The organism is Micromonospora sp. WMMD714 (genome assembly GCF_029581315.1).
GTDB classification, from domain to species: Bacteria; Actinomycetota; Actinomycetes; order Mycobacteriales; family Micromonosporaceae; genus Micromonospora; species Micromonospora rifamycinica.
Genome location: NZ_CP120744.1, coordinates 2,423,496 through 2,447,174, shown reverse-complemented (window position 1 = coordinate 2,447,174; position 23,679 = coordinate 2,423,496). Strand labels below are relative to the sequence as shown.

Genomic DNA, 23,679 nt, shown 5'->3' with positions numbered 1-23,679 from the left:
CGCATCGGCGACAGTCGACCTGGCCACCCTGCCCCGGTACCTACCGGTACGGCATGCGGCCGCCGGCCGTCTTAGGGGCAGTCACCCCTGCCCCCACGGGCAAGCCGGCCGAACGGCGTGGGCCGGGTGGAGTCCGCCGGGGCGGCCGGCGGCCGTGGTTGGTCAGCGCTGCACGGACCGGCCGGTACCGCTGCGGCACACCTCAGCCCTGCCCACCCCGGGGGAACGGGGATCCCGGCGTGGGGCCAACATTCGTCCATGCGATTCGGTGTCCGGCAACACCTCGTCCGCTCGACCTGGCCGGAGCGCGCCATCGCGGCGCTCGGCTTGCTATTGCTAGTCGACAGTTTCCTCCCCTGGTACCGGTTGAGCTGGATGGTCAGCCGGTACGGCAGCGGACAGCCAACCCGACACGTCAATGCGGCTATGGCGTGGCACAGCTCGACCGGCTGGTCGCTGGCCGTGCTCCTCGTCGTCGCCGCGGCAGTCGGCTATCTGGCCTGCGGCGTCTTCCCCAACAGGTGGCCGATACTGCTGGCGCGGCTGCGCTGGCTGTTCCTGCTCACCGCGACGGCAGGCCTGGTCGTGGCAGTCGTCACCTGGTTGGCCATCCCGTCCGTGGAGGTATCAGGCGGCTACGGCTTCGTCGCCGCTGACCGGATCGCGGGTGGGGTCACGTTCGGCGATATCGTGCGTGACCGGCTCCACGACAGGGAGACGAACGTGACCTGGGGCTTCTACATAGCCGTGTTCGTCACGACTGCCCTGGTGCTACTCATGCTCCTGGACATCGTTCGGCGGACTGGCCGCCGTGCTGTCCCCGTTCCCGGATAGGGCCAGAGACTACGAGGTGCGGCCGGAGGCCATCGGCGTGCGGCCCTTGCTGCTGGTCCGATGGCGTGGAAGATCGGTACCGGGCGGACTGTCGCGGTGCCGGCGACGCCTCCTGTAGGCGTGCCCAGGTGGCATGCCGCCGCACAGGTCGACCGATCAATGGAAGAGCAATATCCGCAGGCCAGAACCCATAAATCTGATCTTGGAGGTGCCCCCGGCAGGATTCGAACCTGCGACACACGGTTACCGCACGTCACGGGCCCCAGCTTGTCGTTGATCGTCAATATACGTCGTTGAGCTGCACAGACACCATCATCGACTTACCAGCGCCTGTCACTGATAGTCGATCCTCGGCAGGGGTTTTCGGGGGGTAAACGGGGGCATCGTCGACCCATTGCCACGACGTCCGCAGCCCCACCAGGCACCGCGTCATTCGTCAACGTCGAGCGCCGGTCTCACCTTGGGGTTGAGCGGCGGCTCAGGAGCATGCCGCCGACACCCGCCTATCCGCCAGCTGATCTAAGCATCGTCGCAGGGCACCCCCAACGCCCAAACCCTGCGCGACAGCATGCCGGATAAGACGGCCCGCCGAGTCGTGGAACGCTCCAAGCAGCTCGGCGCGGCCAACGACCGGGTCTGCTGCACCGGTAGGTGACATCTGAGATGGCTTGCCCTGGTGGCGGGCTGGAAGGATGTCGCTGTGCCCAAGCCCTACCCCCGTGAGTTCCGCGATGACGTCGTGCGGGTGGCCCGTGACCGGGACCCTGGCGTGACCGTCGAGCAGATCGCCAAGGACTTCGGAGTCCACCCGATGACGTTGTTCAAGTGGCTGCGCCAGGCCGACATCGATGCCGGCGCGAAGCCCGGCACGACCAGCGGCGAGTCAGCCGAGCTGCATGAGGCCCGCAAGCGGATCAAGCTCCTCGAACAGGAGAACGAGGTCCTACGCCGGGCTGCGGCCTACCTGTCGCAGGCGAACCTGCCGGGAAAAGGCTCTACCCGCTCGTAAGCGAGCTGGCCGCCGACGGTATCCCCGTCGCGGTGACGTGCCGGGTATTGAACATCGCTCGTCAGCCTTACTACCGGTGGCTCGCCCAGCCGGTCGGCAACGCCGAACTCACTGCCGCTCACCGCGCGAACGCCCTGGTCGACGCCCACCGCGATGACCCGGAGTTCGGCTACCGGTTCCTGGTCGACGAGGCCCGCAACGCCGGGCAGGCGATGGCCGAACGGACCGCGTGGAAGATCTGCTCGGACAACGGCTGGTGGAGCGCCTTCGGCAAACGCAAGAAGCGCGGCAAGGGTCGCAAGGTCGGGCCGCCGGTCCATGACGACCTCGTCAAACGCGACTTCACCGCCGACGGCCCGAACCGGCTGTGGCTGGCCGACATCACCGAACACCACACCGGCGAGGGCAAGCTCTACCTGTGCGCGATCAAGGACGTGTGGTCCCACCGGATCGTCGGCTACTCCATCGACTCACGCATGAAGTCCCGCCTGGCCGTCACCGCGTTGCACAACGCCGTAGCCCGACGCGGCCCAGTGGCCGGCTGCGTGCTGCACACCGACCGCGGGTCGCAGTTCCGCAGCCGGAAGCTCGTCCGCGCACTCCACCAGCATCACATGATCGGATCGATGGGCAGAGTCGGCGCCCCCGGCGACAACGCCGCCATGGAATCGTTCTTCGGCCTGCTCCAGAACAACGTCCTCGACCGACGAACCTGGACAACCCGGCAGCAACTCAGAACCGCGATCGTGACCTGGATCGAACGGACCTACCACCGCCGCCGACGCCAACGGACCCTGTCCCGGTTGACCCCTATCGAGTACGAGACCATCATGACCCCACCGGCCAGTCAGGCCGCGTGACTGCACCTGTCACCTATCGGTGCAGCGCGCAGACGGTCGCGTCCACGGGAGTGGTGTACGACTTGCCCGTGATGGGCGTGTTGCGTAGATGAGAGACGGCCACCGCGCGATCCTTCGAGACGGCTAAGTCCGAGTGAAGGAGAGTGATGCGCGATGGCCGCATCTGAGAGTGTGAACCCTGTTGAGCTGCTGTGCGAGCAGATCGCGGGCGCGTCGCCGGATGTGTTGCAGGCGATGATCAAGACGTTCGCGCAGGCGGTGATGTCTGCCGAAGCTGATGCGATCTGCGGTGCCGGCTATGGACAGCGCAGCGACGAGCGGGTCAACTCGCGCAACGGATACCGGCAGCGCGAGTGGGACACCCGGGCTGGCACGATCGACTTGGCGGTGCCGAAGCTGCGGCACGGCAGCTACTTCCCGGACTGGCTACTGACGCATCGTCGGCGGGCCGAGCAGGCTCTGGTCTCGGTGGTGGCCACGAGTTACCTGCTCGGGGTGTCGACACGGCGGGTGGAGAAGCTCGTCGAGCAGCTCGGTGTCCGTCAGTTGTCCAAGTCGCAGGTCTCGGAGATGTCCACGCACCTGGACGCGCAGGTCGAGGCGTTTCGCAACCGGCCCTTGGACGCCGCCCACTACACGTTCGTGTGGATGGACGCGCTGACAATGAAGACCCGTGAACACGGACGGACCGTCAACGTCCACGCCCTGATCGCGGTCGGGGTCAACGCCGACGGCCAACGCGAAGTCCTCGGTCTGGACGTCGCCTCCGACGAGGACGGCGCCGGATGGCTGGCGTTCCTGCGCTCGTTGACCGCCCGCGGTCTGTCCGGTGTCCGCCTGGTCATCTCCGACGCCCACGCCGGCCTCGTCGCTGCGATCGGCGCCGCCCTGCCAGGAGCCGCATGGCAACGATGCCGCACCCACTACCTGCGCAACCTGCTCACCAAAGTCCCGAAGTCCGCGCAGCCATGGATCGCTACCCTCGTCCGCACGATCTTCGACCAGCCCGACGCCGACGCCGTCCACGCCCAGTACCGGCGGGTCGTGACCACGATCGAAGCGAAGTTCCCGGCCGCCGCCGAGCACCTCGACACCGCCCGCGACGACCTCCTCGCGTTCACCGGCTTCCCCCGTGAGATCTGGCGTCAGATCTGGTCGAACAACCCGCAGGAACGCCTGAACAAGGAGATCCGCCGCCGCACCGACGTCGTCGGGATCTTCCCCAACCGGCCAGCGATCATCCGCCTCGTCGGCGCGGTCCTGGCCGAACAGACCGACGAATGGACCGAAGGCCGCCGCTACATGAGCCTGGAACTCCTCGCCAAAGCCCGCCTGATCACCCTCGACACCAGCCAACACGACACCGACCACACCGACCCCGCCCCGATCACCGCATAACATCAGACCGGATCACGCGATGGCCGTCTCTTACACCACCAGCGCGGACGTGACCCAGCAGACCCGTAGGCCGGGCGGCGGCTGTGCGATCACTACGGCCGCAAGGCTGCGGGGCGACGTGTGACCGCAGGCGGTCGGCAGACGGCTGCTGATCTGGGTAAACGGCCCCCTCCAGACCGTCAAGATCATTGCACGCACTCTGCACGGACGGCTGCAAACGGCGGCTCTGGGTGACATCCGGCTGCATAGACCGGCCGCTCGACGCAGGAACGTATCCGCTGCTCAGTTGGCGTTCTGGCTGATCTTCTAGGTGCCCCCGGCAGGATTCGAACCTGCGACACACGGTTTAGGAAACCGATGCTCTATCCCCTGAGCTACGAGGGCGCGAGCGCCTAGTCTAGCGACCTGCGGGTTCACCTGGGGTGGCAGGGAGTGGCCCACGTCCACCCGCAGCACCCGGACCCCCGTTCGCCCAGCCCAGGACCACAGCTCGAGCACACGAACCCCCGTTTGCGACCACGAGCGGCTCCGGTGACCCGCGTCGGCCCCAGTTGATCCGGGTTGACATCCGCTGGCGAGCACACGTCGTGCACATCATCGAAGATCAACGACGCCCCGTCTGTGTGCCCACCTTCGGCGTCGCCGCCGGAGAGGCACGGAGCGCTTACCCCGGGGTCGCTCGTGCCCCGGGGTCGCTCGCGTCCCGAGGTCATACCGACTTCGACGACCTCCACCGAGCGTCTGATCATGCCGACATGGGCGAGTCGGTCAGGTCGCTTGCCTGTACGACATACCGCATCCCGACTCGCACGTAGTAACCCTCAGCGGGATTGATGACCAGCCCGCGATAATGGCCGGCGTGGAAGAGGTCTCGGTCGTCGTCGCCCATCGCGAGCGCGCGACCCTGCGCGTCGGTGAGGTGTTCCTGAAGGTCGACAGCGATCAGACGCGCATCGATGTCGAAGTCGAGGCGATGCGGCTGGCGCCCGTCCCGACACCCGAGGTCCTGTGGCGCAGGCCGCCCGTCCTCGCAATCGCCGCTGTCCCCGGCCAGGCACTCGGCCGTCTCGGCGAGCCGTCGCCCGCGTCACCGGCGGCGTGGGCCGCGGCGGGCGCCGCGATCCGGAAACTGCACGACGCGCCACCACCGCCATGGGCCGGCAAGAAGCTCGTCGGACTGGACGCGGAACTCCAGCGCGAATGCGCCTGGCTCGTCGACAACGGCGTCCTGCCGGCCGACCTGGTCGACCGCAACCGCGAGATAGCCGAGGCCGCGATCCGGCCATGGACGCCGGTGTTCATGCACGGCGACCTGCAGATCACCCACATCTTCACCAACGACGACGAGATCACCGGCGTCATCGACTGGTCCGAGGCCGCACCCGGCGACGCGCTGTACGACCTGGCCGTTCTGACCCTCGGGCACGAGGAACGACTCGACGACCTCCTCACCGGTTACGGCACCGACGTCGACCGGGACGTGATCCGCGCCTGGTGGTCGCTGCGCAGCCTGCTGGTGTCCCGCTGGCTGATCGGACACGGCTTCGACCCGTCCTCGCCAGGCTGCGAGTTCGACGTACTCAGATCCCGGATGTAAGGCTGCACGAGCCCGACGGCCACGGGCGGTCAGAGGGCGCGACTGTCGTGGCTCACGACCGGTGCCTGCGTCGCCCACGTCGTATGCGACGCTGAGCCCTGGGCATCCGGACTTGCCGCGAATGGATCGTAACTCTGAGTGAGGGTGGTGGTCGCCAGCTTCCGGAGCAGCCGATGACAGTGTTCCGCTTGCCTCTTTCAGGAGTTTCTCGAAGGATTGGTCAGATCGTCGAGCGTGTTCTCGATGGCCATAGCCAAGCCCGGGTCGCGGCCGCCGGTCCGGATCCCCTTGAGCGCTGCGGTGGCGATTGCCGTCAGGCGCGGGTCGTCGAACGCCAGTATGTCCATGAGATCGATGCAGGAGTAGAGGTCGGCTTCCGAGCCGGATTCCGTCTGGAGCACCGCGACGTAGTGCCGGAAGCCGCCCGCTACCGCCTGCCGGATCTCCGCGACGTCGACCGCACCGATCTGTTCGTGTGCTGGTCCGGTGATTTCGGCAGCCCCGATGAGTGATAGGAGATCAAGGGCTACGCTGCGCCCGGCCGACCTCATCTCGGACAGCGTCGCGACCAGGACGGTGGCAACTGGCGTACAGCCCTCGCAGGGACCGGCCACGGACAGGAGAATGCGCTCGATCCACTCACCGAGCCGTACCGCTTCCTTCTTATCTGGGGCCGCTACAAGCCCGCGTACGGCATGCGGCACCATCTCGGCGTAGCCCTGGTACGTCTGGATCCGAGACCAGTCGAAGCGGCCAAGCTCATCATCGATACCCCCCACGGGACGATCCTGCCACTGTAAACGTATGAACAGCGCCAGATACCTCGTCCGGAGTTGCGTATGACAGGAAGGCGAACTGGGCGCCCAGGCATCCTTCTGGCGGGCGCCGACGTGATGCTGGTCGGCTTGTTCTCCGCCAAGGACAGGCAGGTTGACGCGAAACTTGACCTCCTGGCGGCTTCAGTGGAAGCACGTGGTGGACGGGTGGTTGGCCGGCAGATCCAGCGGCGGGGCGTCTCCCGCGGCGGCGCGAGCAGGATGACGTCGCCGTTCTCTCGGCGAACCCTGCTCAGCTCGGGCAAGGCCCACGAAGTCGGCGACGCCTGCCGGTCAGCCGCAGTCGCCATGGCCGTCTTTGTCAACCCGTTGACCGAGCATCAGCGGATAGTTCTCAGCGATCTACTCGGTTGCCCGGTGGCCAGCGGCGACGACCTTGCCTGAACATCCGCTCATGCCGTTCTCGCGTCGCTGAAGGTCATCGGCCGCTGGCGTCAGCGGCCCGGACCCGCCCATCGCGGTACGGTCCCGCAGTGTCCGCCAGCACCAAACGCGTCAGCGCGCGGCGACGGCTCCCCGCTAACAGTCCCACTACTCTCTCTACCCCTGCCACTTCTCGGCAGGACGGCATCTGCTGGTCGGCCTGCCGTAGATCGCTTCCCGTTCGGGCGGCGACCACGACCGCAGGACAGGCTGCCGCCGATCCCTGCGCGCCCGGCCGCCGTGTGGGCTCTCCTGGGTAGGGTGGGTGGCTGTCCGCGTCCGGTGGGAGGTAGATGATGACGGCGCAGCCGTTTCGACCGACGTTCGGGCTGGACGACTTCGCGCTGGACGACAGGATGCGGCTGTTCGGCTACGTGACGGCGGAGAACCGGTTCGCCTACCTGTGGCTGCTACGGGCGTTCGACTCGGCGCGGTCCAGCTACCACGTGGTGCTGCACACCTCCGACGTGGCCGCGGCGCTAGCGGCGTTGCACCACGCGGACGCCGACTGCCCGGATCCGGCGGGGCTGGAGTTGCCGCGGCTGCTCGACGCCCTGGTGGAGTGGGGGGTGCTCGACCGGGGGCAGGACGGTTCCCGGGCCACGACGCTGGCGGAGTACCGCAACCGGCACTCGGTGTACCAGTTCACCGAGGCCGGGTACCGGGCGCACCGCGCGGTGGAGGCGGTGCTGTCGGCGAGCATGGACGACTCCACGCTGTCCCGGCTGGTCTTCGCCGACCTCCTGGCGGACCTCAACGCGCTCGCCGTAGCCAACGAGGCGGGGGACGCGGAGGGGGTCTACCGCAAGTTCAACCGGCTGGACCGGGCTTTGGCCGACATCGCCGAGCGAGCGGCCCGCTTTTATCACATGCTGGGCGATCTGGGCCGGACCAACGATGTACGGCCGGAGGTGTTCCTCGCGCACAAGGACGCCCTGCTGGCTCACCTGCGGGACTTCCACGACGAGTTGCAGCGGTACACGCCCCGGCTGCGCGCGGCGGTGCACGAGGTCGAGACGACCGGTCTGGACCGACTGATCGAGGCCGCCGCCGAGGCCGACGAACGGCTGTTCCACACGCCGGTGCAACGGCTGGAGGACTGGCGGCGGCGCTGGGCGGGGCTGCGGTCCTGGTTGGCGCCGCCGGGCCCGGAGCAGCCCAGCGAGGCGGACCGGTTGTCGGACGCCACCATCGCCGCGATCGGGGACGTGCTGGCCCTGCTGCGTCGGGTCACCGAGGCGCGTCGCGGCGGGGTCAGCCGGGAGTCGCAGTTGCGGCATCTGGCCGCGTGGTTCACCCATACCGGCACTCAGGAGGGCGCGCACGCCCTGTTCGACGCCGTGTTCGGCCTCGGCGCTCCACGCCACGTCGGGGTGGCGCACCCGGATCCGGAGACGATCGCCAGCCGGCTGTCGTGGTGGGAGGCGCCGGCGGTGGAGCTGTCCCGCACCCTGGTGACCACCGGCCGGGCGCCGGGGCAGGGCCGGGGACGGCCGGCCCGGCTGGACCGGGTCGACGAGCGCCGGCACCGGCTGCGCGGCGACCAACTCGCCCGGGAGCGCCGGCTGGCCGACGCGGCGACGGCGCTGGCCGACGTGGGCGTGGACGACCACCAGTTGGACCGGTCGCAGACCCAGGTCCTGCTGCGCCTGCTCGACATCGCCCTCGCCGCTCGGGTGGGTGGCCGAGCCGGGGTGCCGCTGGCAGCCGCCGCGCACGGCGTGCGGCTGACCCTCACCCCGACGCCGGGCCGGTTCACCACGGTGCGCACCGCCGAGGGCCGGCTGCATCTGGACGGGTACGCGCTGACGGTCACCGCCGCGCAGCACACCGCGGTCCGCCGTCCCGAGCTGGTGCCGGCGTGACCGCGGAGGCAGGGGCGCTGCGGCCAGCGGCACACCGGTTCGCCGTCGATGTCCCCGAGTTGGAGTTGGCGGACTACCAGCGGGCGGTCCGGCTGGTCCTGCGCCATCCGCTGATCACGGCGACCTGGCCCGACGAACGGGCGCTGCCCCGGGTGCGGCGGTTCGCCGCCACCCTGCGCCGGGATCTCGCCGAGGCGTTCGGGTACCGGCTGGAGCTGCACGGTTCCACGGCCCGGCTGGTGCGGGCGAAGGACCGGCTCGACGGCACCCAGCCGGCGGTGTCGCGCACCGGGCGGCCGTTCGACCGGCAGCGCTACGCGTACCTGTCGTTGTGCCTGGCGGTGCTGGGCCGCGCCGGGATCCAGATCACCCTCAGCGAGTTGGCCGACTCGGTGGCCGGCGACGCGAACCGGATCACCGGCCTGGGGTTGGATCCGGACCACGGCCCGGACCGGCGGGCGTTCGTGGACGCGGTCGGCTGGCTGGAGGAGCGGGGTGTGCTGCGGCTGGCCGACGGCTCCAGCGCCGCCTGGGCCAGTGACCCGGGGGCCGGGGAGGCGCTGTACGACGTGGCGCGGGACGTGGTGTTCGCGCTGTTCCGGCCACCCCGGGTGCTGCAGCACGTCGATTCGGTGTCGGCGCTGCTGGACCGGGCGTTGGGCAGCAGCGGCAACGCCGAGCGCCGGCAGGCGGCCCAGGCGGCCCGGCGGGCGGTGGTCGAGTCGCCGGTCGTCTACCACGTCGACGTCGGGCCGGCGGTCGCCAACCATCTGCGCGGCTCCGCGTTCGCCGCCGACCTGGCCCGGCTGACCGGGCTGCGGGTAGAGCGGCGGGCCGAGGGCGTGCTGCTGGTGGACACCAGCGGGTTCACCGTGGAGCGGTTCCCGGGCACCGGTTCGGTGGCGCAGGCCGCGGTGCTGCTGGCGGTGGAGATGGCCGACCGGGTTGCCGATCCCGACGGCCGCCGGGTCAAGCGGCTGACCCCGCCTGACGGGCACGCCCGGCAGCAGGCGCTGGCGGGCCAGATCGACGCCGGCCTGCCCACGGCCACCCTGGTGCGCCTCGACGCCGCCGGTCCGGACGAGCATTGGGCCGTCGAGGGCGAGACCGGCCACGACGAGGCCGACCACGCCGAACGGTTGCCGTTCATCACCGACAGTTTCCTGCGTACCGCCGTCGGGGAGATCCTCCAGCGGTACGGGACCGCGTTCGGGGCCCAGTGGCACGCCGACCCGGAGCGGCTGCGGGTCGAGGCGGTCGCGCTGTTGGAACGGTTCGGCGCGGTCGCCGCCGTGCCGGGCGGGGTGCTCGTCCGGCCGTTGGTGGGGCGGTACCGCCACACCGTCACCACGGTCAAGCCCCGCGCCACCACCGAGACCCTGTTCTGAGGAAAGTCGATCGTGATCGAGCAACGCGCCGTGCGCCGCTTCGCCCCCACCCGGGCCGGGATCATCAACCTGTGGGACTACCGGGACGAGGAGTTCAGCTTCGTCGACGGGTGGCTGGTGCTGCGCGGGCCCAACGGTTCCGGCAAGACCAAGGCGCTGGAGGTGCTGTTCCCGTTCGTCCTCGACGGGCGGATCGAACCGCGCCGGCTCAATCCGTTCGCCAGCGAGGACCGGACGATGAAGTCGAACCTGCTCTACCGGGGGCAGGAGGTCACCCACGCGTACGTGTGGATGGAGTTCGGCGACGGCGAGCGGTACGTGACCGTCGGCATCGGGTTGCGGGCGCACCGGCACGTCGATCGGGTCACCCGCTGGCACTTCGTGGTCGACGGCCGGGTCGGGGTGGACTTCTCCCTGCTAGACGCCGACGACCGGCCGCTGACCCGCCGCGGCCTGATCGACCGGCTGGGCGCCGAGGCGGTGCGGGACTCGGCGGAGGACTATCGTCAGCTCGTTGACGCCCGGCTGTTCGGCCTCGGCCCGGCCCGCTACGAGCAACTGCTGGATCTGGTGCTGACCCTGCGCAAGCCGCAGCTGGCCAAGGACCTCAACCCGGTCGAGCTGTCCCGCACGCTGCAGCGGGGGCTGCGCCCGGTCGAGGACCACCTGCTGGCGGAGGCTGCCCGCTCGTTCGACGACATGGAGGCGGTCGCCCGTACCCTCGAAGGGCTGGTGGCGGCGGATGCGGCGACGGCCGCGTTCCTGACGGTCTACTCGACCTATCTGCGCACCCACTCGCGGGCGGCCGCCGACACCCTGACCGCCCGCCGCGACGCGGTCGCCACCCGGTCGATCGCACTCGACGACGCCCACCACGCGGCCGACGCGGCGGCGATGGCGCAGTCCGCGGCGGACGAGCGACTGCGTGCCGTGGAGGGCGAGCCCGGACGGCTCCGCGCCCACCTGGACAGCTTGAAGGCCTCGGCGGCCTACCAGTCCCACGAGCAGCTCGCCGACCTGCAACGGCACGTGCACGACCTGGCCGAGGCGGCCGGGCGGGCCGACGAGGCCGTCGTCGCCGAGGAGGGTGCGGTGGCGCGGCGGCGTACCGAATCAGAACGGGCGACGGTCGCGGCTCGGGACACGCGGACGGCGGCCGACCGGCTCGCCGCCGATCTCCTGCTCGACGCCGAGGCGGCCGGGATAACCTGGAGCGCCGACGACGCCGCCCCGGACGACCTGGCGGCCCGGATCACCGCGCGGGCCGCCGCCCGCCGCGACGACGTGCGCGCCGTCCGCGCGCAGGTGGCGCGGCACGACCAGGCCGACCGGGACCACACCCGGGCCGCCGCCGACGCGGCCGGCGCCACGACTGCGGCCGCCGACGCCGAGCAGGCCGAGCGGCGGGCCGAGGACGCCGTCGCGCAGGCCTGCGCCCGGCTGCGCGCCCAGCTCGAGCAGTGGGCGCAGGCCAACGCCGGGCTGCTGGCCGACATCGCGCGCCCGGACCTGGCTGCCGGGCTGATTGCCGCCGTGGACGCCACCGGCGAGCCGGGCGCGCGGACCCTGCGCGAGGTGTACGCCGACGCCACGGCCACCGCGGTGGCCCATCGGCGGGACCGGCTCGCGGCGCTGGCAGCGCAACGCGCGGCGCTGGCCGACAGGCGGGCCGAGGTGGCCGCCGAACGGGACCGGATCGCCGCCGAACACGACGACGCGCCACCCGCCCCGGTGACCCGGCCCGCGCCACGCACCGGCCGTTCCGGCGCACCGCTGTGGCGGCTGGTCCGTTTCGCCGACGGGGTGACCGGGGCGGACGCGGCGGCCGTCGAGGCGGCGCTGCACGCGGCCGGGCTGCTGGACGCCTGGCTGCACCCCGACCCCGGGACGGCGACGACCACGCTGGCCGGCGACGACCTCGACGGTTACCTGCTGCCGCTGTCGCCGCACCGGCGGCCCACCGGGGCCACCCTCGCCGACGTGCTGGCCCCCGAGGAACAGGACGACGTGCCCGCCGCGCGGATCATCGAGGTGCTCACCTCGGTGGCGCTGGCCGACGTGACCACGCCCGACGCCTCGCCGGTCACCATCGGCGTGGACGGCCGGTACGCCCAGGGCATCGCCGCCGGCCGGTTCGCCAAGACCTCATGCGAGTACATCGGCGCGACCGCCCGGGCCACCCGCCGCTCCGCCCGGGTCGCCGAGTGCGAGCGGCTGCTGGCCGCCGTCGACACCGACCTCGACGCGGTGGACCGCGACCGGGCATCCGTCGAGGCGCTGCTGGCGGCGGTGGACGCGGCCGCCGCGCAACTCCCGGCCCCCGCGCCGGTCCACACGGCGCTGCGCGAGCTGGACCGGGCCACCGCGACGCTGCGCGCCCGGCAGGAGGCCAGCTCGGCCGCGGACGCGCGCCTCGACCAGGCCCTGGCCGAGCGTGCCGCAGCAGCGGCCGCGCTGCGCCGGAGCGCGGCCGAGCGGTCGCTGCCGGTCGACCGGCTCGACGACACCGCCGAAGCGGTGGGCCGCTTCGAGAAGCGAGGGGTACGTCTGGAGGGCACGCGGACGGCCGCCGTGCGCGCCGCCGAGCAGGAGGACCAGGCCCGGCAGCGGCACGACGAGGCAGTCGACCGGTTCACCGCCGCGGCGGAGACCGCGCGCACGGCCCGTGCGCGGCACCAGGAGAAGGCGGAGGCGTACCGGACGTTGCGCGACAGCGTGGGCACCGACGCGGAACGGGTGCTGGCCGACGTGGCCCGGACCGCCGACGCGATCATCGAGGCGGAGCAGGACGTCGAGCAGGCTCGCAGCTCACTCGGCGCCGCCCGGGAGCGGCGGGTCGCCGCGCTGACCCGGGTGGAGCTGGGCGAGCAGGCCCTGGTCGCCGCCGTCGCCGAGGCGCAGCACGACGCCCAGCGGTTGCGCCCGTACGCCCAGCCGGACCTGCTGGGCCTGCTGCGCTGTCCCACCGACCTGCGCTGGCCGGCGCAGACCCCGGACGACGCACTGCATCCGCAGGTGGCAGCCCTGCACGAGGCGATCCTCGTGGCCACCCGGGAGCTGAGCCCCACCGAGACGTCGCTGAAGCAGAGCGCCACGCGGCTCACCAGCGCGCTGACCGACCTGCAGGCGCAGCTGCCCGCCGCCGGCCTCGACCACCGGCCCGAGTGGGACACCGACGACGGGGTGATCGTGGTCCGGGTCGCCGACGAGCAGGGCCTCACCCCGGTCGCCCACTTCGCCGACCGGATCGCCCGCGAGCGTCGCGACCAGGAGCAACTGCTCACCGCCTCCGAGCAGCGGGTGCTGGAGGACGTCCTGCTCGGGCAACTCGCCCGGCAGATCCACCACCGCACCATCGAGGCCCGCGACCTGGTGGCGGCAATGGACGGCCAGATGCGCGCCCGGCGCATGTCCTCGGGGCTCACCGTCGGCGTCGGCTGGCGGCTCGCCGACGACCTCGACGCCGAGCAACGCGACGTCTGCAAGCTCCTCGAACGCGACCCGGCCCGGCTCGGGCCGGCCCAGCTCACCACCATGCGCCGGCACTTCGCCGCCCGGATCAAGACGGCGCGGGCCGCCGCCCCCGAACGGCCCTACCGGGAACTGCTCGGCGACGTGCTCGACTACCGGCAGTGGCGGACGTTCGCGTTCACCCTGCACCGGCCCGGTGGCGACACGGAGGCGCTGACCCGGGCCCGACACAGCCAGCTCTCCGGCGGCGAACAGTCGGTCTCCCTGCACCTGCCGCTGTTCGCCGCCGCCAATGCGCTGTTCGGCTCGGCGCGACCCGACGCCCCCCGGCTGCTCGGCCTCGACGAGGCGTTCGCCGGCGTGGACGACACCGGCCGGGGTGAGCTGATGGCGCTGGCGAAACAGTTCGACCTTGACCTGTTCATGACCGGCTACGACCTCTGGGCCACCCACCCGGCGGTCAGCGGCGCCGCCCACTACGACCTGTCGCATTCCGCCGTGGAACACGCCGTGTCCACCGTGCTGCTGGTCTGGGACGGCTCGACCAACATCGCCGACTTCGACGGAACCCTGGCCCGTGCGTTCGGTTCCCCGGAGACCCGCCGCGCCCCCGGTGGTCAGGGCGAGCCCGACCGGACCGGCGCCCTGCTCGACCTCACCGACGAATGACCGACGCGCACGGCGCACGGCTCCCGGACCGCTCCGCCGCACCTCCGTCGCCCGTGCCGACCGGGCGGCACCGGCCGGACGGTCCGGCGGATTTCGTGGATCAGCCCGGCTGGCGGCGGTTGCTGGTGGCCGCCCGGCGCAGCCTGGAGCGCACCGGTGGCCGGCTCGACACCGCCGTGACGCTTTCCGCCCCCACCGACGACGAACGTCTCGTGGTCATCGGCATCACCGGCACCCACCGCTCCGCCGCGGCGGCCCGCCTCAGCGTCCGCCTCGGCGACGTGGACGAGCACCTACGCGCCGCCCACGGAGTCGGCCTGGTCGAGGTGCTCGCCGCGATAGCCCCGCTGCGCAATCGACCGTCCGACCTCAAACGCGAGGCGGTGGCCCGCGACGCCGTCCTCGCTCTGGCCCACGACGGCCGGCACGCCCACACCGCGTGGTACGCCGATTGGCTCGACGGCCTGCGCCGCGACGGCACCCTGACCCGCGTCGTCCGCACCGGACTGCCGTTCGGAGACGTGGTCCGCGTCCTGGACGCGCTGCCCGCAGCCGACGAGCCGATACCGGTCTTCGCCGACCGGGTGCTGGAGGACACGAAGGCCCTCACCGACGGGCCGCTACGCGGGCTCGTCCTCCGTGCCGTCGCCACCTGGCAGCAGGCGACGCTCCCGGTCGACGGTGAGCGGGAACGGGCGTTGTGGGAATCGGTCGGTCTGGTCCCGGACGACCTCGCCAGCCAGGTGCTGGTGCTCAACGTGCCGGCCACCGGCGGCCTGCTCGGGCGGTGGCTCACCGAGGCCGCGCAGGCCGGTGTGCCGATCCGGGTCACCCTGCACCAACTGCGCCTGGCACCGCTGACGCTGAACTGTGACGAGGTCTACGTCTGCGAAAATCCTGCCGTGCTGCGCGCGGCCACCACCGCGCTCGGAGCCCAGGCCCCACCGCTGATCTGCACCGAAGGGGTGCCCTCGGTCGCCGTCCACACGCTGTTGTGGGCCGCTCAGGGGGCGGTGATCCGATGGCGCAACGACTTCGACTGGACCGGCGTACGACTGACTGCGGCGGCTCTCCAGCGGTATCCGGGCGCGGTCCCGTGGCGGATGACTGCGGCTGACTACCTGCCGGCGGCGGGCACCGGCACAGCACTGCTCGGCACGCCCACTCGGACGCCCTGGGACGAGTCGCTGAGCGAGTCGATGCGGCGTGCCGGCCGAGCGGTGATGGAGGAACGGCTGCTCGACCGACTCATCGCCGACCTACGGGCGGCCGGAGCTAGATAGCGGCAGGCCGGTGTTGCTCGGTGGATGCCGCAGGTCGAACATCGTGGGTCCTCGTACCCAACACGGGCGTCGCCGCAAACAAAAGAGTGTCTCCTCGCAGATCGAATATGGCAGCAAGCCAAGCGTGCTGGGCCTAGCCTGGTAGGCTTACGGCCATGGGCCGGTTCTCCGAGGATGAGCTGCAGGCGATTGTCTCCCGGTACGAGGCGACACGGGCGCAGGCGTTGACCGAACGGGACGAGCAGCTGCGGGCGTTTCACGCCGCCGGTTGGCGGCCGGTGGATCTGCAGCGGGTCACCGGGTACAGCCGAGAGACGATCCGCCAGGCGCTCCGACCGGAGGTCCGACGGGCGACCAACATCAGCCGACGCCGGACATCACCCCAGCCACCGGCGGACTACCGGCCCTACGGTGACCGGAAGCCCTACGTGGTGGCCGAAACCCTTACCGCGCTGCACGGCCCAACTGAGGGCAGGGTGACGCTTCCGCGTCATCTCGACTGGTCCGGGCACGCCGAGTACGACCTGAGCCGGCCCGCACGCCTGGCCAGCATGTACAAGGTGGTACTCACCGAAGCCAGCACCGTCGAGGATCTGAACACCTGGCTCGACGCCGACCTTCTCCGGCGACTCTGGCCCACCCTCTGGCTGCCACCCCAGCTCCGCCAGCGCTGGGAGGAAGCCTTCCCCGAACTCGCCGCGACCCGCAGCAACGCGGCATAGCGGTGGACCCCTTCCACGAACGCCTCGCCCGCACCGGGCTCGCGGCGGCCGATCGATACGGCTTCGCGCTGGCCGGCGGCTACGCGGTCCAAGCCGCCGGGCTCGTCGAGCGGCCCAGCGAGGACATCGACCTGTTCACCGCCTGGGACCGCCGCAACGAGTTCACCGCCGCAGTCGCCGCCGTCGTGCACGCCTACCGAGTCGACAGCCTGACCGTCGAGACCGAGCGCCAGTACGACACCTTCGCCCGACTGGCCGTCACCGACGGCGTGCGGGATTCCAAGGTTGAACTCGGCGTGGACTGGCGCGCCAACGAACCGATCCTCATGGCAATCGGACCCGTCCTCCACCCCGACGACGCGGTCGCAAACAAGATGAGCGCCCTCTACGGGCGAGCGTTCGCCCGGGACTTCATCGACATCGACGCCACCCTCCGCTCCGGCCGCTACACCCGCGAAGCCCTTCTCACCCTCGCGCAGCGCGCCGACCGTGGCTTCGACCCGCGCATCTTCGCCGACGCCCTCGGACAAGCCACCCACCTCGACCCCGACGACTTCGCCCAGTACGGCGTCACCGGCCCAGCGCTGGACGATCTCCGAAGCCGATTCGCGGAGTGGCGCCGCGACCTGCTCAACGACGAAGAAGGATGACTCGGCCCCGACTCACGGCTACGTCAAGCCGGCACCCACAGGGCACACAACGTTCCAGCTGATCTTCCGCAAGCGATCGCAGCGGGCCCGCAAAGCGACCGGCACGCAACGGGGACGATAGGAAATGCGCAGGACATCGGCCTGTGGACACCGGCGGAGGCCAGTCTTAGGAAACCGATGCTCTATCCCCTGAGCTACGAGGGCGCGAGCGCCTAGTCTAGCGACCTGCGGGTTCACCTGGGGTGGCAGGGAGTGGCCCACGTTCACCCACGTCACCCGGACACCCGTTCGCCCAGCCCAGGAGCACACCCCAAGCACACGAACCCCGGTTTGCGACCGTCGGTCGCTCCGCGCGACCCACGTTGGCACCGGTTCACCCCGATTGGCATCCGCTGGACACACCGCGCACATCATCGAAGATCTCGTGGGGCTACCCGCCCCCGGCTGGGCGCCGCCTCCCACGGGGGGAGATACCGGGAAGGTCGCGATCAGCCGCGCGGCGGCCGGGTCGTCGTTGTCGCGGGTCAGGTCCGTCGGGTCGAGGGCGACGACGTCGACGTCGCCCACGGATGACGGGTCGAAGTCGCGTCGTTCGTCAGCGGGTCACCCGCGTTCGGCTGGCTCATGGGGATCCCCGCCCCCGGGATGGCTCGCCCCGGGGCGGGGAACCCGGGGGCGCCGACCGCCTCGGCGATGACTTCGTCGCCGATGCGGATCAGTGTCCGGAGGCGACCTGCGACTCAGCCACTGCCGGCTTGACGTTTTCCAGGGCGAACTCACGGAACGTGGTGGGCGTGGTGTTCTGGGCGGTTCTCGGGATGGTGGTGTTGATGCCGCGTTCACCGGCCACATCCATGTCGATCATGGATTGGGCCATCGCCGCGGAGACACCGCGGCCGAGGAGGGACTCCTTGACCGCGGCGCGGTCGAGAAGTTGGTAGCGGACGGGCGTGCCGAGAACGTCGGTGAGGATCGCGGCGATGTCGGCGTAGGACAGGTCCTCACCGCCGAGGGATGCGACCGAGTCCTGACCGGTCCAGCCACGGTCGAGCAGATAGCCGGCGGCGAGCGCCGCGATGTCCTTCGTCGCCATCCACGGCATGGTGAGGTCGGCCGGCCGCATGCCGGTGACGATCCCGCCTCTGATCGCGACGATCTGCCGGAGGATGTTGTCCATGAAGGTGGGCAGCGCCAGGGCGCGCACGTGGGCACCGGTGCTACGCAGGAGGTCCTCCATGGCGTGCGAGGCCGACACGTGCCCTGCGTAGATCTGCGAGCCGCGCCCGAGGGCGGAGACGACCACGACGTGCGGCACGCCGTGGCGCACCACCGCGTCCGCACCCGGGATCGAGGCAGCGACGTACGCCTCGTACGGGCTGCTCGCGGTCGGGGCGGCCGGCATCAGCCAGAACAGGGCGTCGGCGCCGGCGAGGGCGCGGTCCAGGGTGGCGGGGTCCTGGTGCGATCCGGTGACGACCTCTGCCCGCTCCCGCACGTTGGTGGGCAGTTTGCCCGGCTCGCGGACGACGAGGCGGACCGGCTCGTCGTGGGTCAGCAGGGTCCGGACGAGCTTGCTGCCGATCTGCCCGGTAGGGGCGGTGACAACGATCATGGAAGATGACTCCCACCAGCATCGGAATTAAGTAAACTCTACCGTACCGTATACATTGAGGTGGACGCCATGGCCCGACGCGGGGAAGCACTGCGCGAGCACATCCTCGACACGGCGAAAGCCGCGTTCCTGGAGACCGGCTTCGAGCGAACCTCCATGGACGCGATCGCGCTACGCGCGGAAACCTCGAAGCGCTCCCTGTACGCGCACTTCCCGACCAAGGACGTGCTGTTCCTCGCGGTGGTCGCGCGCACACGCGCCCTGTTCGCCGCACGCATGGGCATCCCCGCCGACTACGCCGACGAACCGACGGAAGCGGCCGTCCGCTACTGCGGGCGCTTCGTGCAACTGCTGCGCTGGGCCCCGGTGGGAAAGATGGCGCGACTCGGCATCGCCGAGGCCGACCGGCTGCCGGACCTGGCAGCCGGGATCTTCGACGTCCTCTTCGGCGTCACGACCAGCAACCTCGCCGCCCATCTGGAGGGCGGAACGGGACTCGCGACCGACAGGGCCGAGGCCGTCGCGAACCAGCTGATCGGCCAGGCCGTCCATCCGGTGCTGCCCCGCCTGCTGTTCGGAGTCGATCCGCTCACCGACGAGATGCCGGACCGCGCCCGCCTGGCGAGCGATGTCGACCTCGACCGGATCCGGCGGCTCGTCCACCTCAGCGTTCCCGCGGCAACCTGACCCTCCCGGTGACGGTGACGGTCATGGTGCGTTGTCGTAGGCGTCCTGCGAGGCGGCGATGTCGCCGAGGTGTTCGATGGACCAGATCTGCAGCGCCCGCAGCGGCTCCAGCAGGGTCCAGCCGGCCTCGGTGAGGGCGTACTCGACCCGGACCGGCACCTCGGGGTGGACGGTCCGGCGGACGAGCCCGTCGCGCTCCAGCCCGCGCAGGGTCTGGGTCAGCATCTTCTGGGAGATGCCGTCGATGCGCCGGCGCAGTTCGGAGAAGCGCGCGTCACCGTCACCCAGGATGCCGACGATCAGCACGGTCCACCGGTCGCCGATGCGGTCGAGGATGCGGCGGGTGGCGCAACCGGCGAGATACGGGTCACCACCGGCCGCCGGGGTTGACGGCATGGTTACCAAGAAGTGCCTTCTTTCCGAGGGGTAGCTGCTCTCTTACGGTAACCGAGGAGGCCCCGCGCGGTCTCCGCTCCCCTTCGAGAAAGGCGGTTCCATGTCCCGCATCGTCGTCATCGGTGGCACCGGCTACGCCGGGTCGGCCATCGTCGCGGAGGCCGCCGCCCGCGGTCATCAGGTGACCGCCTTCAGCCGTTCGCTCCCCGCCGAACCGGTCCCGGACGTGACCTACGTCCAGGGTGACGCCACGGACGAGGCGGCGCTGTCCTCGGTCGTCTCCGGGGCGGACATCGTGGTCGGCGCGCTGTCGGCGCGCGGTCAGCTCGCCGGCTCGTTCCGTGCGGTGTACCGCACGGTCGCGCGTCTCGCCGACGCCGGGGGTCTTCCGCTGTACGTCGTCGGTGGTTTCTCATCGCTGCGTCCGGCACCCGGAGCCCCACGCTTCGTCGCGGATCTCAGCCACGCCCCGGCCGAGTTCCACGACGAGATCGTCGCCACGGCGGCGGTGGTCACCGACGACCTGCCCGCCACCGCCGAGTCGCTCAACTGGGTCTTCGTCAGCCCGGCCGGCCGGTTCGGCTCGTTCGCGCCCGGGCAGCGGCTCGGCGGGTACCGGCTCGGCGACGACGTCGCCGTGCGGCCCGAGGATGGCGGGGCGATCTCGGGGGCGGACTACGCGCTCGGGTTCGTCGACCTGATCGACAAGGGCGGCCACCACCGGGCGCACGTCAACCTCGGCTACTGAGAACCACCGGCCCCGGTCCCGCGCGACGCGGCCGGGTGACCGGCTCACCCGGCCGGTGGTCAGGGGGTGGCGAGGCCGCCGGTGATGGTCACCGGCACGCCTTCCCGGAGCCGCTCCCGGCCGGACGGACGTCGTTCCCGGTGACCGTCAGTCGGAGCCCGTCGGCGGTCGCGGCGGCCCCCTGGTAGCCGAGGCCGGCGGGTAGCGTCGGCAGATCGACCGTACGCGACCGGGCCTTGTCGCCGAGACGGCTGGCCGGCAGCCGGACGCCCAGGAAAGAGATCTCCACCTCCTCGGGCTCGATGCGCAGGACGCCGTCGACGATCTCGGGACGGGCGTACACCGTCACCTGCTGGGAGCGCCCCAGCAACTGGATCTGCATCGGCACGGTGAGTCGTCCGGCGTCGTCCGCGCCGTAGCCGGCCGGGCTCGTCGCGCCCGGGGAGCCGTGGGCGGCGGCGGCCGTGCCGAGCTGGGCGTACGGCAGGGTGACGTCGGCGCTGACCGACCCGGCACTGATCCCCCCGGAGTCGGGCAGCCGCACGTCGTGCGCGGTTGCCTCCACCGCCGCGGAGAACCGGCCCACCGTCACCTGCGGCACCCGGACGTGAACCGTGCTGAAGGTGCCGCGGGCCAGCTGGATCAGGAACGGGACGCCCCCGAAATCCGCCTCGGGTGGCTCGCTCAGGCCGGCGGCGCATTGCAGCCGGGCGGCGAGACGGTCGGCTGCGTGGTCGGCGACGATCCGGTCGGCGGTGAACCCGCTGCCCAGCAACAGCACCACCGATGCTCCGGCGATGATCCATTTTCTGCGCACAGCCGATACCTCCAGGTGAGTCGGAACGGACGAAGTCGTCGAACCGTCGCGCTACCGGTCCCCGGTGAACACGGCCGTACGGCCGTCCCCGGCCGGCAGGGGTTCTCCTGGAGCGGCCGCGACCGGAGGGCGGTCGAAGGCCGCCGGGTCGGCCTCGATCGAGATCCTGGGCAGGAGCCGGTCGAGAAGCGCGGGCAACCGCCATTGCCGGTCGCCGATCAGCACCATCACCGCCGGCACGAGCAGGCAACGCACGATGGTGGCGTCGACCGCCACGGCGACCGAGAGTCCGAGTCCGAACATCTTGACCACGGGGCTCGAGTTGATCAGGAAGCTGGCGAAGACAGCCACCATGATGAGGGCCGCACTGCTGATGATCTTGCCGGTGTCGGCGAGTCCGAGGCGCACCGCCCGGCGGTTGTCCCTGGTGGCATGCCAGTGTTCCTGCACCGAGCTGAGCAGGAAGACCTCGTAGTCCATGGACAGGCCGAACAGGATGGCGAACATCATCATCGGCACGTAGGACTCGATCGGCACCGGCCCGTCCAGGCCGAGCAGACGGATCCCCCAGCCCCATTGGAAGACCGCGACGACGACGCCGTAGGCGGCGGCGATGGAGATCAGATTCATGGCGGCGGCCTTGGCGGCGAGCCAGAGCGACCGGAAGGCGAGCAGCACGAGCACACAGGCGATCGCCACCACGGCGCCGATCAGCAGCAGCAGCCGCTGCGAGATGCGCTCGGCCAGATCGGCCTTGGTGGCGGTCAGCCCGCCCACGTGACCTTCGGCGCCCTTACCGGTCAGGGCCTGCGGCAGCGTCGTGTCGCGAAGCCGGTGCACGAGCTCGACCGTGCTGTCGTCCGAGGGCGACGTCCGTCCGGTCACGCTGAAGACCGCCACGGCGGAGTCGGCGCTGACGACCGGAGCGCTGACCTCGCGTACGCCCGAGGTGTCGGCGAGTGCGGCACCCAGCGCGACCAGACGGGGGTCCTGAGCTCGCGGATCCTGCCCGGCCACGTTCCTCGCGCCGGGCGGGGCGGTGGCTGGCTCGACCATCTCGACGACGACCCGCAGCGGGCCGTTCGCGCCGGGCCCGAAGCCTTCGGCGAGGGCGTCGTGGGAGCGGCGCGACTCGGTGGAGGTGGGCAGTCTTCCGGAGTCCAGCTGGCCGAGCCGCAGGGCGAAGACCGGGGCGCTGAGCGCGAGCAGCACCGCGGTGGCGGCCAGCGCGGTCAGCAGGGGCCGTTTCGCCACGCGCCCGGCCAGCCGGGCCCAGACCGTGGTGTCGAGCTCCACGGGATCGGCACCGGTCGTACGGTGCCGGCTGCCCGGCAGGGAGAACCGGTTGATCCGGGGACCGAGCCAGCCGAGCATCGCCGGGGTGAGGGTGACGGCCGATCCCAGGCTGACGGCCACGACGATGGCGGCGGAGTATCCCAGCCAGCCGACGAAGGAGACTCCGGACACGGCCAGCCCGCACACCGCGATGATGACCGTACCGGCGGCGAAGACGACCGCCCCGCCGGATGTCGCCGTCGTACGGGCGGCGGCCTCCTCGGCCGACAGGCCGCTGGCCAGCAGGCGCCGGAATCGCACGACCAGGAACAGCCCGTAGTCGATGCCGACCCCGAGGCCGATCATGGTGGCCAGGGTGGCCGCCACCGTCGGGATGTCGACCGCGTTGCCCAGCAGTTTGAGCAGGGCCAGACCGCTTCCGACGGACAGGGCGGCGGTGAGGATGGGTACCCCCATGGCAACGGCCGATCCGAAGGCCAGCAGCATGACGAGGACGGCCATCGCGATGCCGATGAGCTCGCTGGTGTGCACCGGGCTCCTGGACAGTTGCTGGCCCAGTTGCCCGCCGATGGACACCTCCAGCCCGGCGTCGGTGGCCGGGGCGGTCGCCTCCCGTACCTGCTCGGCGAGGTCGACGGTCGCCGCGGATGGCGACTGTGGTGTCACGGTCAGGTAGCCGATGCGGCCGTCCGCGCTGAGGGCGGGGGCACCGGCGGCCGGCGGACCACTCACCGTAGCGACGCCCGGAATCCCGCGAATCCTCTCCGCCGTGGCGTTCAGGGCATCCTGGTACGTCCGGTCGGTCAGTCTGCCGGCCGGCGCCTCGACCACGACCGGGCTGGGGTCGACCGACCTACCGGGAAACGCCCGGTCCAGCAGGGTCTGCGCGACCGCGCTGTCGCTGCCGTCGACCGCGATGGCGTCGGCGTTGCCGCCGTCGAAACGGCTGCCGGCGAGGATGAGGGCCAGGGCCAGGACGACCCAGCCGAGGGTCACCGCGCGGGCGTGACGTGCACAGAACCGGCCCACCCGGTAGAGGAGGATTGTCATCTCGATGCGCTCACACGGGGCTCGTCGTTGCGGGGGCTCAAGGCCGTTGTCGTTGCCACGTGGATCAG

Annotated in this window: 18 protein-coding genes and 1 tRNA gene; 13 read left to right on the top strand and 6 right to left on the bottom strand. The window is 71.1% G+C overall.

What is annotated here, in order from left to right:
• Positions 1-258: 258 nt before the first annotated feature.
• The 3 genes from O7625_RS10955 (at position 259) to O7625_RS10945 (ending at position 4,101) form a co-directional block, all read left to right on the top strand.
• Positions 259-834 carry a hypothetical protein gene (locus O7625_RS10955; protein WP_282345717.1) on the top strand — a complete coding sequence of 192 codons (576 nt, stop codon included), beginning with the start codon at positions 259-261 and terminating at the stop codon, positions 832-834.
• 700 nt (positions 835-1,534) lie between these two features.
• A protein-coding gene (locus O7625_RS10950) for an IS3 family transposase (RefSeq protein ID WP_282345715.1) occupies positions 1,535-2,703 on the top strand; the annotation gives its coding sequence in 2 pieces (ribosomal slippage) (positions 1,535-1,819 and positions 1,822-2,703; 1,167 coding nt in all).
• Between the two features lie 153 nt (positions 2,704-2,856).
• On the top strand, positions 2,857-4,101 hold the full coding sequence (locus O7625_RS10945; RefSeq protein WP_282345713.1) for an IS256 family transposase: 1,245 nt from the start codon (positions 2,857-2,859) through the stop codon (positions 4,099-4,101).
• A gap of 311 nt (positions 4,102-4,412) precedes the next feature.
• Here the strand turns inward: O7625_RS10945 and O7625_RS10940 are convergent.
• Positions 4,413-4,485, bottom strand: a tRNA-Arg gene (locus O7625_RS10940).
• 466 nt (positions 4,486-4,951) lie between these two features.
• Here O7625_RS10940 and O7625_RS10935 point away from each other — a divergent pair.
• Entirely contained in the window at positions 4,952-5,698 is a 747-nt protein-coding gene (locus tag O7625_RS10935; RefSeq protein ID WP_282345712.1) for an aminoglycoside phosphotransferase family protein, read from the top strand.
• A 197-nt stretch (positions 5,699-5,895) separates the two neighbouring features.
• Here O7625_RS10935 and O7625_RS10930 read toward each other — a convergent pair whose 3' ends face one another.
• Complete coding sequence (locus O7625_RS10930; RefSeq protein WP_282345710.1) at positions 5,896-6,477, bottom strand: hypothetical protein; 582 nt, start codon at positions 6,475-6,477, stop codon at positions 5,896-5,898.
• Between the two features lie 111 nt (positions 6,478-6,588).
• Between O7625_RS10930 and O7625_RS10925 the strand changes: the two genes are divergently transcribed.
• From O7625_RS10925 to O7625_RS10895, 7 genes are all read left to right on the top strand, one after another.
• A complete protein-coding gene (locus tag O7625_RS10925) occupies positions 6,589-6,918 on the top strand; it encodes a hypothetical protein (protein WP_282345709.1) in 330 nt (109 codons plus the stop codon).
• A 332-nt stretch (positions 6,919-7,250) separates the two neighbouring features.
• Entirely contained in the window at positions 7,251-8,822 is a 1,572-nt protein-coding gene (locus O7625_RS10920; RefSeq protein ID WP_282345708.1) for a TIGR02677 family protein, read from the top strand.
• Positions 8,819-10,210 carry a DUF2398 family protein gene (locus tag O7625_RS10915; protein ID WP_282345707.1) on the top strand — a complete coding sequence of 464 codons (1,392 nt, stop codon included), beginning with the start codon at positions 8,819-8,821 and terminating at the stop codon, positions 10,208-10,210. Before O7625_RS10920 ends, O7625_RS10915 begins: the two co-directional genes overlap by 4 nt.
• A gap of 12 nt (positions 10,211-10,222) precedes the next feature.
• On the top strand, positions 10,223-14,350 hold the full coding sequence (locus tag O7625_RS10910; RefSeq protein ID WP_282345706.1) for a TIGR02680 family protein: 4,128 nt from the start codon (positions 10,223-10,225) through the stop codon (positions 14,348-14,350).
• Positions 14,351-14,445: 95 nt separating this feature from the next.
• The gene (locus O7625_RS10905) at positions 14,446-15,633 is read left to right on the top strand and encodes a TIGR02679 family protein (RefSeq protein WP_282345705.1); all 1,188 of its coding nucleotides are present in this window, start codon (positions 14,446-14,448) and stop codon (positions 15,631-15,633) included.
• A 155-nt stretch (positions 15,634-15,788) separates the two neighbouring features.
• Positions 15,789-16,355, top strand: coding sequence for a hypothetical protein (locus O7625_RS10900; RefSeq protein WP_282345703.1), 567 nt, complete (start codon positions 15,789-15,791; stop codon positions 16,353-16,355).
• A gap of 2 nt (positions 16,356-16,357) precedes the next feature.
• The gene (locus O7625_RS10895; RefSeq protein ID WP_282345701.1) at positions 16,358-17,005 is read left to right on the top strand and encodes a nucleotidyl transferase AbiEii/AbiGii toxin family protein; all 648 of its coding nucleotides are present in this window, start codon (positions 16,358-16,360) and stop codon (positions 17,003-17,005) included.
• 715 nt (positions 17,006-17,720) lie between these two features.
• Here O7625_RS10895 and O7625_RS10890 read toward each other — a convergent pair.
• The gene (locus tag O7625_RS10890) at positions 17,721-18,617 is read right to left on the bottom strand and encodes an NAD(P)H-binding protein (protein ID WP_282345700.1); all 897 of its coding nucleotides are present in this window, start codon (positions 18,615-18,617) and stop codon (positions 17,721-17,723) included.
• A 69-nt stretch (positions 18,618-18,686) separates the two neighbouring features.
• Here O7625_RS10890 and O7625_RS10885 point away from each other — a divergent pair, with 69 nt between their 5' ends.
• Positions 18,687-19,304, top strand: a complete 618-nt coding sequence (locus O7625_RS10885) for a TetR/AcrR family transcriptional regulator (protein WP_282346896.1) — start codon at positions 18,687-18,689, stop codon at positions 19,302-19,304.
• Between the two features lie 21 nt (positions 19,305-19,325).
• Here O7625_RS10885 and O7625_RS10880 read toward each other — a convergent pair whose 3' ends face one another.
• On the bottom strand, positions 19,326-19,700 hold the full coding sequence (locus tag O7625_RS10880) for a helix-turn-helix domain-containing protein (protein WP_282345699.1): 375 nt from the start codon (positions 19,698-19,700) through the stop codon (positions 19,326-19,328).
• 100 nt (positions 19,701-19,800) lie between these two features.
• On the opposite strand from O7625_RS10880, the gene O7625_RS10875 reads away from it, so the two are divergent.
• Positions 19,801-20,448: an NAD(P)H-binding protein gene (locus tag O7625_RS10875; RefSeq protein WP_282345698.1), complete on the top strand. Its 648-nt coding sequence runs from the start codon at positions 19,801-19,803 to the stop codon at positions 20,446-20,448.
• Positions 20,449-20,536: 88 nt separating this feature from the next.
• On the opposite strand, the gene O7625_RS10870 is transcribed toward O7625_RS10875, so the two are convergent.
• Together O7625_RS10870 and O7625_RS10865 are read right to left on the bottom strand one after the other, a co-directional pair.
• On the bottom strand, positions 20,537-21,265 hold the full coding sequence (locus O7625_RS10870) for a DUF2993 domain-containing protein (protein ID WP_282345697.1): 729 nt from the start codon (positions 21,263-21,265) through the stop codon (positions 20,537-20,539).
• Positions 21,266-21,316: 51 nt separating this feature from the next.
• Positions 21,317-23,611, bottom strand: a complete 2,295-nt coding sequence (locus O7625_RS10865) for an MMPL family transporter (protein ID WP_282345696.1) — start codon at positions 23,609-23,611, stop codon at positions 21,317-21,319.
• Positions 23,612-23,679: the final 68 nt, after the last annotated feature.

Coding starts and splice junctions, on each gene's coding strand:
- O7625_RS10875 (WP_282345698.1), top strand. CDS start 19,801: ATGTCCCGCATCGTCGTCATCGGTGGCACCGGCTACGCCGGGTCGGCC.
- O7625_RS10955 (WP_282345717.1), top strand. CDS start 259: ATGCGATTCGGTGTCCGGCAACACCTCGTCCGCTCGACCTGGCCGGAG.
- O7625_RS10880 (WP_282345699.1), bottom strand. CDS start 19,700: ATGCCGTCAACCCCGGCGGCCGGTGGTGACCCGTATCTCGCCGGTTGC.
- O7625_RS10945 (WP_282345713.1), top strand. CDS start 2,857: ATGGCCGCATCTGAGAGTGTGAACCCTGTTGAGCTGCTGTGCGAGCAG.
- O7625_RS10885 (WP_282346896.1), top strand. CDS start 18,687: ATGGCCCGACGCGGGGAAGCACTGCGCGAGCACATCCTCGACACGGCG.
- O7625_RS10900 (WP_282345703.1), top strand. CDS start 15,789: ATGGGCCGGTTCTCCGAGGATGAGCTGCAGGCGATTGTCTCCCGGTAC.
- O7625_RS10935 (WP_282345712.1), top strand. CDS start 4,952: ATGGCCGGCGTGGAAGAGGTCTCGGTCGTCGTCGCCCATCGCGAGCGC.
- O7625_RS10865 (WP_282345696.1), bottom strand. CDS start 23,611: ATGACAATCCTCCTCTACCGGGTGGGCCGGTTCTGTGCACGTCACGCC.
- O7625_RS10890 (WP_282345700.1), bottom strand. CDS start 18,617: ATGATCGTTGTCACCGCCCCTACCGGGCAGATCGGCAGCAAGCTCGTC.
- O7625_RS10920 (WP_282345708.1), top strand. CDS start 7,251: ATGATGACGGCGCAGCCGTTTCGACCGACGTTCGGGCTGGACGACTTC.